At 60.2% G+C, this 11,530-nt stretch carries 14 protein-coding genes; 3 read left to right on the forward strand and 11 right to left on the reverse strand.

The window, feature by feature from the left end:
- The 11 genes from nuoL to HY556_07850 form a co-directional block, all read right to left on the reverse strand.
- Complete coding sequence (gene nuoL, locus HY556_07800; protein MBI4393680.1) at positions 1-2,001, reverse strand: NADH-quinone oxidoreductase subunit L; 2,001 nt, start codon at positions 1,999-2,001, stop codon at positions 1-3.
- Position 2,002: 1 nt separating this feature from the next.
- Positions 2,003-2,311 (reverse strand): NADH-quinone oxidoreductase subunit NuoK, encoded by a 309-nt coding sequence (gene nuoK, locus HY556_07805; GenBank protein MBI4393681.1) that lies wholly within the window; start codon positions 2,309-2,311, stop codon positions 2,003-2,005.
- Positions 2,312-2,647 carry an NADH-quinone oxidoreductase subunit J gene (locus HY556_07810; GenBank protein MBI4393682.1) on the reverse strand — a complete coding sequence of 112 codons (336 nt, stop codon included), beginning with the start codon at positions 2,645-2,647 and terminating at the stop codon, positions 2,312-2,314.
- On the reverse strand, positions 2,644-2,973 hold the full coding sequence (locus HY556_07815) for an NADH-quinone oxidoreductase subunit J (GenBank protein ID MBI4393683.1): 330 nt from the start codon (positions 2,971-2,973) through the stop codon (positions 2,644-2,646). Before HY556_07815 ends, HY556_07810 begins: the two co-directional genes overlap by 4 nt.
- Positions 2,966-3,394 carry an NADH-quinone oxidoreductase subunit I gene (locus tag HY556_07820; protein ID MBI4393684.1) on the reverse strand — a complete coding sequence of 143 codons (429 nt, stop codon included), beginning with the start codon at positions 3,392-3,394 and terminating at the stop codon, positions 2,966-2,968. The genes HY556_07815 and HY556_07820 overlap by 8 nt, the downstream gene beginning before the upstream one ends.
- Complete coding sequence (gene nuoH / locus HY556_07825) at positions 3,391-4,455, reverse strand: NADH-quinone oxidoreductase subunit NuoH (GenBank protein ID MBI4393685.1); 1,065 nt, start codon at positions 4,453-4,455, stop codon at positions 3,391-3,393. Before nuoH ends, HY556_07820 begins: the two co-directional genes overlap by 4 nt.
- A 43-nt stretch (positions 4,456-4,498) precedes the next feature.
- Positions 4,499-5,623 (reverse strand): NADH-quinone oxidoreductase subunit D, encoded by a 1,125-nt coding sequence (locus tag HY556_07830; GenBank protein MBI4393686.1) that lies wholly within the window; start codon positions 5,621-5,623, stop codon positions 4,499-4,501.
- A gap of 47 nt (positions 5,624-5,670) precedes the next feature.
- Positions 5,671-6,327, reverse strand: a complete 657-nt coding sequence (locus HY556_07835) for an NADH-quinone oxidoreductase subunit C (protein MBI4393687.1) — start codon at positions 6,325-6,327, stop codon at positions 5,671-5,673.
- On the reverse strand, positions 6,324-6,836 hold the full coding sequence (gene nuoB, locus HY556_07840) for an NADH-quinone oxidoreductase subunit NuoB (protein MBI4393688.1): 513 nt from the start codon (positions 6,834-6,836) through the stop codon (positions 6,324-6,326). The genes HY556_07835 and nuoB overlap by 4 nt, the downstream gene beginning before the upstream one ends.
- A gap of 126 nt (positions 6,837-6,962) precedes the next feature.
- Positions 6,963-7,337 carry an NADH-quinone oxidoreductase subunit A gene (gene ndhC / locus HY556_07845; GenBank protein ID MBI4393689.1) on the reverse strand — a complete coding sequence of 125 codons (375 nt, stop codon included), beginning with the start codon at positions 7,335-7,337 and terminating at the stop codon, positions 6,963-6,965.
- Between the two features lie 276 nt (positions 7,338-7,613).
- Positions 7,614-8,504, reverse strand: a complete 891-nt coding sequence (locus HY556_07850; protein ID MBI4393690.1) for a winged helix-turn-helix transcriptional regulator — start codon at positions 8,502-8,504, stop codon at positions 7,614-7,616.
- Between the two features lie 1,084 nt (positions 8,505-9,588).
- On the opposite strand from HY556_07850, the gene HY556_07855 reads away from it, so the two are divergent.
- The 3 genes from HY556_07855 (at position 9,589) to HY556_07865 (ending at position 11,530) form a co-directional block, all read left to right on the forward strand.
- Positions 9,589-10,920 (forward strand): S8/S53 family peptidase, encoded by a 1,332-nt coding sequence (locus HY556_07855; GenBank protein ID MBI4393691.1) that lies wholly within the window; start codon positions 9,589-9,591, stop codon positions 10,918-10,920.
- Positions 10,921-10,992: 72 nt separating this feature from the next.
- Positions 10,993-11,193, forward strand: coding sequence for a DUF4258 domain-containing protein (locus tag HY556_07860; protein MBI4393692.1), 201 nt, complete (start codon positions 10,993-10,995; stop codon positions 11,191-11,193).
- 4 nt (positions 11,194-11,197) lie between these two features.
- A complete protein-coding gene (locus tag HY556_07865; protein MBI4393693.1) occupies positions 11,198-11,530 on the forward strand; it encodes a YgiT-type zinc finger protein in 333 nt (110 codons plus the stop codon).

An 11,530-nucleotide genomic window follows, 5' to 3' on the forward strand; every position in this document is an offset into this window, starting at 1 on the left:
CTAGAGGCCTCCCCGCGGCAGTCTTGGCACGATGTAGATGACGAACATGAAGAGCACCACGAGGCCGCCGATCATCCAAGCGGCATAGTCCTGTACGTTGCCACTCGTCTGCTTTCTGGCACTCTCGGAGCCGGACTGCCCGGTGGTCGAGATCCCATTCACGACCGCGTCGATGACGTGCTCGTCGAACCAGTCGATGACCGCGGCGGCGCCGAGGACCACGCGATTTGCGAATGCGCCGTAGAGGTCGTCCATGTAGTATTTCTTGGTGAGGACAAGGTGGAAAGGCGCACCCCAGGTCCGTTTCACGTGGTCGGGGTCGATGGAGCCCTTCGAGTAGACGAGGTACGCAAGGAGGATGCCGCCGACCCCGGCGACGATGCTCACGTAGGTGAGAGGACTTGCAAAGGTCTCGGCGAGGATCTCGCCGAAACCGGCCGAATGGTGCTCGGCCTCGCCCACATGGAACGTCGAGGCGAACCCGCCAGTGGACACCGCCCACAATCCGCTGCCCACGGCGAGGACGGCCAGGACAAGGAGTGGTCCTGTCATTTTCAACGGGGACTCATGCGGCGTGCCGTGATGTTCGCCGGGGTGGTGCGCGACGTGGGTCGCGCCCCGGTGCTTTCCCTCGAACGTCATGAAGTAGAGCCGGAACATGTAGAAGGCCGTCATGAGCGCGGTCAGGACGCCTAGGACGTACAGTATGAGGAACGTCGTCCCGTACGTCGGGTGGCTTGTCGCAAGGAAAACGGTCGCGAGCAGTTCGTCCTTGCTCCAAAATCCGGAAAGCGGCGGGATGCCGGCGATCGAGAGCGACGCGAGAAGGAACGTGATCGCGGTGACAGGCATGAACTTGCGGAGCCCCCCCATCTCACGCATATCATTCGTATGCACGGCATGTATCACGCTTCCCGCCCCCAGGAACAGGAGCGCTTTGAAGAACGCGTGGTTCATGAGGTGGAACTGGGACGTCGTCCACCCTTCGGCCGCGACCGTCGTGCCGACGAGGGCCGCGCCGGCTCCGAGACCGAGGAACATGTACGCAAGCTGCGACACGGTGGAGTAGGCGAGGACCCGTTTGATGTCGTATGCGACGAGCGCCATGGACGCCGCGAGGAACGCCGTGAAGCCGCCGATGATCGCCACCCACATGAGCGCGTCGGGGGCTTGCGTGAACAACGGGTACGAGCGCGCGACAAGGTAGACGCCCGCTTTGACCATCGTGGCGGCGTGGATGAGGGCCGAGACGGTCGTCGGGCCCTCCATCGCGTCCGGTAGCCAGACGTGAAGCGGGAACTGGGCGCTTTTCCCCACGGCCCCGCCGAAGATGCAGAGCATCGCGATAGTGAGGATCGGGGTCTGATCCGCGGGGACCGTCATGGAGAAGAGCGTCGTGAAGTCGAACGTCTTGAATGTCGCAAGCAGGATGATTATGCCGATGAGAAAGAGGATGTCGCCGATGCGGGTGACGAGGAACGCCTTCTTGGCGGCGGTGGCGGCTTCGGGCTTCTTGTACCAGTATCCGATGAGCAGGTACGAGCAAAGGCCGACGAGCTCCCAAGTGATGAAGACCTCGAGATAATTGTCAGCGATGACGAGGGCGAGCATCGACGAGACGAAGAGGCATATCTCCGCGTAGTAACGCCGCCGGCCGAGGCCTTCCTCGCGCATGTAGGAATGGCTGTAGACGACCACCAAGGTCGCAACAAGCCCCACGACGATTAGCATCAACGCCGTGAGCCGATCGATGAAGATCCCTACGGTGAACGTGTACGGCGGCGACACGAACCAACTCGCCGTCGCGTGGTAAGGCAATTCGACCTTGCCTCCCAAGACGTCGAGGACCACGCCTATCGAGACGACGAAACCGCCGCCCACGCCAAGAAGCGCGATGGGGCCCCCGCCCTCCGGAAGCTCGCGCTTCATCATCGTGAAAGCCCCGATGATGAGGAAGGCGGCCGCGGGAAGGACGGGGATGAGCCACGCGTTCTCGATCAACTTACCACCTCAACGAGTCGACGCGGGAGATCGTGATCGTCTTACGCGTCCGGAAGAGGTTCACATAGATCGCAAGCCCTACGGCCGCTTCTGCGGCGGCGATGGCTATCACGAAGAGCACGAACACATATCCGTCCTGTGCCCCGAAGACGTTGGAGAAGGCCGCGAAGTTTATCGCAGCGGCGTTCAACATCAACTCTATCGACATGAGGACCTTGATCCCCGACTTCTGCGAGATGTAACCGTACGCCCCGAGCGAGAAAAGCGCCATCGAGAGCACGAAATACCAATAAACGGGCACCGCTGCCACCTAGGATGCCTCCTTTCTCGCGATGACTATCGCTCCGATGAGGGCCACGAGGAGCACGATCGAGAGCACCTCGAAGGGAAGCACGTACTTGCCGAAGATGTCGGCCGCAAGAAGTCCCATGTCCTCCATCCCCCCGGTCCCGCTCGTCCAATGGCTTGGGCACGCCTTGCAGACGCTCACCCAATCCGGTTTCCCCTGTGAGAACGCGACGAGGTTGATGTTGACGACCGATAGGAAGACGAGGACGAAGACGAGGCCCACGGCCAAGGTCTTGAGATCCTCCTTGAGCGGCACGACGGGAGGCGCCCCCGCCCGCTTGGATCCGCTTGCGCTCATAACGGTTCCTCCGGCAAGGGCACCTTCGCTCCGGCCGCCGGCGGCGGGAGACGCTCCGTCGGCGTTTCCTTTGCTTCCATCTCGGCTTCCTCCGGCGAGATGAGGAGTATCGTGAAGAGGATCAACGTGACCACCGCGCCGACGTAGACGAGGACCTGGACCACCGCGAGAAACTCCGCGCTGAGGCTCAGGTACAGGCCGGCCACGCCGATGAGCGTCATCGAAAGCCAGAACGTCGCGTGGATGAGGTCACGCGAGCGCAGTACCATCACGGCCGCGCCCAGGATGATCGCGGCGAGCACCGCGAAGACCGCTTCCTCAAACATGGTCGGACCTCTTCAAACGGTTGGCGCCTTCGTTCGCGGCGAGTTCCTTGCTGTCATAATCCGTGTAACCGCGCGTGTAGTGGGAGAGTCGGAATTCGTTGGAGAGGTATATCGCGTCGGTCGGGCACACCTCTTCGCAAAGGCCGCAGTACATGCACCGGGATATCTCGACTTGAGGGAAAAGGCCGCGACGGTTCTTCGAGTGCGCCTCGCCCTTCTCCATCGTACAGCTTGCGTTGGGGCAGACGTCGGAGCAGCGCGTGCAGCCGATGCAGGCCTCGGGCCGGAGTTGTACGCGGCCCCTGAAACGCGGGGAGATCTCACGGAACTCGTCGGGGTATTGGATCGTCACAGGTTTCTCGAAGGCGCGCGAGATGGTCTCCGCGAAGCCTTTGATGAAACTCGTGAGCGGGATGGTCATGCGAGGCCGCCTCTCATGAAGTAGACCTCGAGCGCTGCTATGACGACGGTGATTATCGAAAGAGGGAACATTGCCGTCCAGCCCACTTTCAGGAACTGGTCTATACGTACGCGAGGAAGCGTGAACCAGATCCAGAGCACGGCAAGCGTGAAGAGGATGGATTTGAGGAGGAACCACACGAGTGGCGGGAGGAAGGGCCCGCTCCAACCGCCGAAAAAGAGGGTCACCGTGACGGCGGAGATGAGGAAGATGTTCACGAACACCGTGAGGAAGAACACGCCGAAGCGCATGCCGCTGTACTCGGTGAAATAACCGGCGACTATCTCGGACTCCGCCTCCGGCAGATCCATCGGGACGATGCCGACCTTCGCAAGGGCCCCTATGAAGAAGATCAGGGCACCGAGCGGTTGAAGGACGATGAACCAGACGCTTCCATCCTGGGCCGCCACGATGGATTGCGTGGAGGCAGAACCGGCGAGGAGGATGATGGCCGCAGCCGAGAAAACCATGGGGATCTCGTAGGAGACATCGAGCGCTGCGGCCCGAAGCGCACCGTACGTCGAGAACTTGTTGTTCGACGACCAACCTGCGATTATCTCGCCAAGCGGCGCGATCGCGGATACCGCGATGATGAAGAGAAGCCCGTACCGGATGTCGGAAAGGATGATGCCGCCAGACCACGGAAGCGGCGCGAAGGCGATGCACACGGGGATGAACACGAGATACGGTGCAAGACGGAAACCGAACTTGTCAGCCCTCGTCGGGACGACGTCCTCCTTCATTGCGAGTTTGACGCCGTCGGCGAGCGGCTGCAGGAGGCCCTGTGGGCCGACGCGCATCGGGCCCTGGCGGTTCTGCATCCTGGCCATGACCTTTCGCATGACCCAGGAAAAGATCGGAGCGAAAGTGAGGATGAACCCGACCACGAGGACCGCTTCGACGATCACGACGAGGACGTAGAGGATCCCCTGGTCGATGGTGAGACCGACGAGGCCCAAGAGCCAGTTGAAGAGGCCCATGAGCCCGCCGTTCCATTCCACATCTATCGCGATCTGGGGCACCCCTGTGTTTCGCAGCGGAAGGTTTCAATGCGCTCCATTCGGGTCACCTATCAATGTCGCCGAGCACGATGTCGATGGAACCCAACGTCGCGACGAGGTCGGGCACCTTCTGGCCTCGTACCATCTGTGGAAGGGCGGAGAGGTTCTGGAAGCTGTGGGCGCGGATCTTCACGCGGAAGGGCTTGTAGCCGCCGTCTGCGACGACGTAGTAGCCGAGTTCCCCTCGCGGCGACTCGATGCGGGCGTATGATTCGCCCTTCATGGGCCGTAGCTTCATCTGTTTGACGGCGTTGTCGTAATCCGGGCTCAGGTAAGGGCCCTGCGGGATCTGTTTCATCGCCTGGTGGAGTATCCTGATGGATTGCTTCATCTCCTCCATCCGCACCTCGTAGCGGGCGTAACAATCGCCGGCGGTGCGCGTCGGGACCTCGAAGTCGAGTTTCGGGTAGACGTTGTACGGGTCGTCCTTCCTGATGTCGAACTTCACGCCGCAAGCGCGTAGCACGGGCCCGGTGAGGCCGGCGTTGATCGCGTCAATCTTCGAGATCGCGCCGACGCCCTTCGTCCTCGCGACGAATATCTCGTTCTTCGTGAGCAGCCGGTCCATTTCGGCGAGGCGCTTCTCGGCCCTCGGAAGGAAATCCGCGATCTTCTCCTCGAAGCCGTCGGGAAGGTCGAAGCGCACGCCGCCAAAGCGCATGTAACTGTAGGTAAGGCGCGCTCCACACATCGATTCGAGTAGTCCGAGGACCTCCTCACGGTCGCGGAAGCACCAGAAGAACGGTGTCACCGCCCCAAGGTCGAGGCCGAAGGTCCCAAGCCACACGTAGTGGCTCGCGAGCCGGTTCAGTTCCTGCGCGATGACGCGGATGTACTCGGCCCGCTCCGGCGTCTTGATCCCCATGAGCTCTTCGACGGCGCGGCAGAACCCCATGTTGTTGTGCATGGCGGCGAGGTAATCGTCGCGGTCCGTGAGCGGGATGAATTGGAGATAATAACCGTCCTCTGCGAGTTTCTCGACGCCGCGGTGGAGGTAACCGATTATCGGTTCCACATCGCGGATGATCTCCCCTTCGAGTTTCACGCGAAGACGCAAGACGCCATGGGTCGACGGGTGCTGGGGCCCCATGTTGACGGTGAGGACTTTTTCGGCCTGCATCACGGGCACGCTCCGTCAAGAGTCGCGACGCGCCCCTGATTTCCAGAGTCCATCGCTTACCACCCCTTGCTTGGGTCGGTCGTCACGAGGTCGTCGCCGTCTGGAGCGATGTTCACGAACTGCTCCTTCGACCTGTCGTAGTCTTTCCTCAACGGGTGCCCCTGCCAGCCTTCCGGGAGGAGGATGCGCTTGAGGTCGGGGTGGCCGTTGAACGTCACGCCCAGAAGATCATAGATCTCACGCTCCGGCCAGTTCGCTCCCGACCAGATGGGGACCGCGCTGTCCATCGTGGGATTCGCACGCGGCAGGCGCAGCTTGACCGCAAGGTGGACCTTGTGCTCGTAACTGTAGAGATTGTAGACGACCTCGATGGTCGAGGGCGGCATGTCGATGCCGGTGACGCATGCGAGATGCTCGAACCTGAACACGTCGTGGCAGTGCCGGATGATCCGAAGGAACTGGGCCGGATCCACGACGTACATCGGCTTGTTCGTCTGTGCGACGCGCTCGATGATCGCTGCCTTGAACGCGGCCTCGAACTGGTCGCTCAGGTGGTTTGACGGGAAGGGCGGGGGAGGAGCTGGCCCGGGAGGGGCAATCGCCGGCTTGGGAGGCGAGGCCGCGGGCTTTGGCGGCGCGGTTGCGGCCGGGCTTGCGGGCGATGCCGCGGGCTTCGGGATGGGCGCGGTTGGCGACGGCGTCTCGACGCTCATCTTTTCCGCCTCGAAATGGAGATCTCCTTCGATTCCACGATTTTCTGCTGGAGTTTCATGATTCCTTCGAGAAGCGCTTCCGGCCTCGGCGGGCAACCGGGGACGTAGACGTCCACGGGAATTATCTTGTCAACGCCCATTACGACGGAATAGGAGTTCTGGTAAGGGCCTCCGCACGTCGCGCAAGCGCCCATTGCGATGACCCATTTCGGCTCGGGCATCTGATCGTAAAGCCGTCTTATCCGCGGCGCCATCTTCTTCACGACCGTCCCGGGCACGATCATGAGATCGGCTTGACGAGGCGAGGCCCGGAACACCTCGGAGCCGAACCGGGCGATGTCGTAGGTCGCTCCTACGGTCGCCATCATCTCGATCGCGCAACACGCGAGACCGAACTGGAGCGGCCACAAGGAATTCGCTCTGCCCCACTTGGCGAGCTTGTCGAGTGTCGTGATGGTGATCCCTTCGCCGCCGGCTCCCCCGGCGCCGATCTCCTCGGTCTCGACGATCTGGGCCACTTCAGGCCTCCAAAACAAGATGCCCGCGGGTGCGTCCCGACCGCCCGTAGCGCCGTGTCCAAGCCGCGACCATGTCGCTTGAGCCGCCAGTTTCCAGGCAATCGGCAGTCAAGCTCGCTACTCCGCCCACTTCAAGGCCCCCTTCTTCCACGCGTAGAGCCAACCCACGAGGAGAAGGCCTGCGAAGATGAATATCTCGATCACCCCGGCGATGCCGAGCTTCGCGAATTGGAGCGCCCATGGGATGAGGAACAGGACTTCCACGTCGAGAACGAGGAAGATCAGGACGTACATGTAATACTGGACATCTACGCCGCCCATCCGCGAGTCACCGACCGGCTCCTCGCCGCACTCGTACGTCGATTGCTTGAACCGGTCCGGACGGTGCGGCCGACCGAGGAGGCGCCCGATGTTGAGCGTGACGAAGGCGATGCCTGCCACTATCAGGCCGAAGACGAGGATAGGGAAGTACGTCTCAAGTACAGTAGGCACAGGACACCACCGAGCGCCGCTATTCGGATTCGGTTACTTAACCGTTTGTATATAAAGGAAATTGCGCGGTGAAGGAGGGAAACGAGGTGTGATTTGGACCGGTGGCCAAGCCCGTCGGTGCGCTCTCTTCTCACCCACGGCCGCGTCGCTCACGCAGCGCCGGCGCAATCGCGTAATCTGACTCGCACCGCTTGAAATCTGCCGTCGAGTCCTCCTCGCCAGCGTGGCCATCATATCCCTGATCTTCGTGACAGGCCCGCCGAGGTCTCGAAACTTTCACGCGGACGGACTGGAACCGCTGAGGATTGACGTCGTCGGGACGATGATTGATCCTTCGGTCGCGGTCATCAGCGCATCGATGACCTTGTTGCGGATCTCAGACCCGACGACGTACCCTGCCGGTCGTTCCGGATGCGCTTGGACGATCCCACTCGATGCTAGACGTGACACGTGGAAGTTCACGGTGCTCTTCGCGAAGGCGAGACGTCCCCTCATCTCGGCCTGCGTGATTCCCGGCTCGAGGAGCACAAGCTTCGCGATCTTACGGCGCACCTCCGAGTCGAAGGCAAGGATGTAACCCTTCTCGTTGACGCCAAACGAGTTGTGGTTCTCGAACAACCGAATGAAACGACCCTTCCTCGCCAACTCGACGTGACCATAGTCGGCGAGAACACGAGAATGATGAAGGGCGGTCTTGAAATCGACGTTCAAGAGACGCGCCGTGTCAGACACGGAGATGCCAGGGTTCTTCTTGATCAAGGCAAGCATCTCTTGACGGATCGGGTTGTCGAGGATCTTACGCTCGTGGAGACGGCGGTAGAGGGCGAAGGCAATCCATGGCAGTCCCAGAGAAAACATCACTTCCAGGAGTTCAGTATTGGTTAACGACAGCGGTCCCGCGGGAGGAAGTGTGGGTTGCTTCGTGGCGTAACTTTTGGTGGTTCGAGGTGAATCTTCATAGAGCGTCCTTTTCACGGGAATCCAAGCGCCCCCGAGGTCGGCGACATTCGCCGCGCGTGGAGCGAAGCCCGTCGAATCGATTTCCGTGATATTCCCGCCCGACGCCCGCGCGTTGATGCCACCCGAGTCAAGGTCTGTTGATTGGTAAGTGTCCGCTTCGACCGTCACGCGGCGATAGAATAACGAAACGTGTGCGTTGGGGCTCATTTCACGACCGGCTCCATCGACCCATGCATAATCATCGAACACGCACGGGTTCGACTCGTCCTCGCCACAAACGACGGACTTCTTACCCTGCTCGTTCCAGAGTTGACCATCGGACGAATTAGGATTAGTCCCATAGTACGGGGTTGATAGAGACGTGTAATTGACCTCGTGGTCCGAATCGTCCCATTCAGAGACGGGCCATTCTCTGGCGGCAAATGGAGAGACGGCATCAGGCAAGATCAAAGCCGCCTCGCTTCGATTGAACTCCAGCCAAAGCCCGGTCGTTTCGGAAAGCGAGGAATGGCGGAAATCATCCGTTGTCGAATACGTTTCAAACAATGGGTGGCGCATGGTCCAGTTTTCGTTTTCGGCTTGGGCGCTCGCATGTTGGCGTGGCACAAACGGCAAGTCGTTTACCGTAGCGTCAAAGGCCCCCACATCTTGGGTTACATACACACCCTGGTCGCCCAAATCGGAACCCGCGCTATCGTCGGCACGAATCCCGCACGAATCGACTTGCGGATCAAGACCGCACCTACCGGGTTGCCCGTTGTGAAGGGCGACTTCGCCGTTCTCCGATGAAATCACGAAATCAGCCCCAACAGCCGGCGTCAGAGCCGTCACTATCGCGAAGAACAGCGCCCCAAGCCGCGCAGATTGGAATGCCAACCGCGTCCACTCCGGCCCTAGTTCTCCGGCGGACAATAGTCTCGGGACTTGCAAGGGACGTAGATTGGACATGGCTTCTTGAGGTTGGTACACGTCTGAACGCTCGCGACACACGCCCACAAGTCAACGTTGCCTAGGCGCCCGCCTTTGCATGCCGTAACCACACCGGCGCTTTTCTCTGGCCCTTGCGGCGGACTCGCCACGGCCAAAGGCACAATCGAACAAACCAAGCCGATCACCAAGAGCAAGCTCAACACCAACCGTTTCATTCTGACCACCAAACCTCGAGTTGGAGGTGACCAGCCATATCAAGAATGTTTGCCAGGAAAAGACCCGGCCGCCCCAGTCCTTCGGGGAAAAGCTTATATGATGTCCGAATCGGGTATCTGTCGTTCTAGAAGCCTCTTAAGGGCGCATGAACTGGAGAACCAACGTGGGACGCGGACGGTACGGATTTCTAGCCGTAACAGTGGTCTTGGCGGGATGTATTTCGCCGCCAGCAGCCGACGATGCAGTCTTCACGGAACGGCTAGATGATGCAAATCCTCCAAGACCCGTCATCATCGCAGTGGTAGATACTGGCGTCAACCCTTATCATTCTCACTTCCGGAATTTCAATTCTACAAACGCTCGTTTGGTTATCAATCAGCTCGTGGCGGACGGCGTGAAAATAACGACGGTCAGCGTCTCAACCGGAAACTCGGCGGAAACCTATTCGCAGCGACTCGAAAGAGATAGAGCCACCTGGAATTCACTCGCGCCCGGAAACCTGTACTTCATTGATGGCACGCGGTTCCTCGGCGTCACACTTCCGTCCACATATGCCCCGGCGGATCCAATCTCTCAATCGCTTTATCCTGCTACCTCTACGGGACTGCTGGATGAAGAGGGTCATGGCACACAGGTAGTAGGGACCCTCGTGGATGCCTTTCCAGAAGCCTTGGTGCTCGTAGTCAAGATTCCGAGCGACTACTACGCGAATTCAGCCGAAGCGGTCCCGAATTTCGCGCGAGCCCTCCGATGGGTTGCCGACCAGCCATGGATCGACATCGTCTCGTTTTCCCAAGGAACGCCCGGAAACGCTCCAACCGTATGGGATGCCGACCTTTCGGCGGCCGTCAAATCAGTAGACCGAAGCGGAAAACTATTTTTTGCCGCTGTCTCCAACGAACCCGGACACGCCACGGGGTCGGCCACTAATGGTCCCCCTTCGGTGATAAGCGTCGGAGCAGCCATACGGAACGAAAGCGGCGACAACATTGGTCCGTCAAAGGGAATCGATTTCGTGTCTGAGGCCGTTCATTTTCTTCCGACAGCTTTTTCCACCGATGAATACTCGATGGCATCGGGAACGAGCCTCGCAGCACCAGTCGTGGCCGGGACAGCGGCTAGAATCCTTGCAGAGATGCGACAGAATGGCACCTGGGCCACTGCGGGTGATGCAGCGCGGCCACTGAGATTGTCGCTGAACGTGACGGCCCCCTACTTCAACACGTCCGATTGGGAGCCCTTCGGTGCCGGCTACAGCGATCCCAGCGACGACGTCATTTGGGCGCACACGGCCCCCATCCTCCCCACTCCCTGGGTCCAAATGGGTTGGGGCTACGTCGGTCCTGAAATAGTTCCTGCGGCGGTCGCATATCTTAAAGGCGAATCCATTCCTCCCCCTAAGCCCGCCGAGGCGATCCAGTACATGGAGACGACTTATGCGCTTCGCGAGGCGTATTGGGAGCAGCGCGGAGTTTGACGTCCGTCATTTTGGCGCGAGGCGTCCCAGCGGGCAAAAAGTATTATATGTAAGTGAATGTAGATACGTGTAATGGAAGTCCACTTCACGCGGCACGCCCGCTTGCGGATGGTGGAGCGTGGAATCTCGACTTCTGAAGTGTTGGAATGTCTACGAACCGGAACCAAGAGGGTCCAAGGCGACAAACTCGTCGCCGCATTCACCTATTTCGAGGTGGTGTACCGGAAGGCCGGCCCGAACATCGTGGTCATCACGGTGGTTCCAAGGTGGTGACGTCATGAAGAACTGTCCGTCTTGCGGCAAGGGCGCCTTGAAACGCTCAAAGACAACGGAGACGATGTACGGGATCGAGCTCGGCCGGTTCCCCGCAGACGTCTGCGGCTCGTGCGGAGAGTCTTTCGTGGACGAGACCGTGATGAAGGCGATCGAAGCCCGCGCGAAGGATGTCGGTGTCTGGGGCCTCGGCCGAAAACTCAAGATCTCGCGCTCCGGCAACTCGCTCGTCGTGAGGGTCCCGGCCGACGTCGCTAAGTTCCTGAACCTCGAAGAGGGCCAAGAGGTCTACGTGCACCCGGAGGGCAAGGAGAAGTTGGCGGTGGAGATAGGGTAG

It is taken from the genome of Euryarchaeota archaeon (assembly GCA_016207515.1).
Classification (GTDB): Archaea; Thermoplasmatota; SW-10-69-26; order JACQPN01; family JACQPN01; genus JACQPN01.

Excerpts from the sequence above, each read along its gene's own strand:
- HY556_07810 (MBI4393682.1), bottom strand. The coding sequence starts at position 2,647 with ATGAGCGCAAGCGGATCCAAGCGGGCGGGGGCGCCTCCCGTCGTGCCG.
- HY556_07815 (MBI4393683.1), bottom strand. The coding sequence starts at position 2,973 with ATGTTTGAGGAAGCGGTCTTCGCGGTGCTCGCCGCGATCATCCTGGGC.
- HY556_07820 (MBI4393684.1), bottom strand. The coding sequence starts at position 3,394 with ATGACCATCCCGCTCACGAGTTTCATCAAAGGCTTCGCGGAGACCATC.
- HY556_07835 (MBI4393687.1), bottom strand. The coding sequence starts at position 6,327 with ATGAGCGTCGAGACGCCGTCGCCAACCGCGCCCATCCCGAAGCCCGCG.
- HY556_07850 (MBI4393690.1), bottom strand. The coding sequence starts at position 8,504 with ATGAGCCCCAACGCACACGTTTCGTTATTCTATCGCCGCGTGACGGTC.
- HY556_07855 (MBI4393691.1), top strand. The coding sequence starts at position 9,589 with ATGAACTGGAGAACCAACGTGGGACGCGGACGGTACGGATTTCTAGCC.
- HY556_07860 (MBI4393692.1), top strand. The coding sequence starts at position 10,993 with ATGGAAGTCCACTTCACGCGGCACGCCCGCTTGCGGATGGTGGAGCGT.
- HY556_07865 (MBI4393693.1), top strand. The coding sequence starts at position 11,198 with ATGAAGAACTGTCCGTCTTGCGGCAAGGGCGCCTTGAAACGCTCAAAG.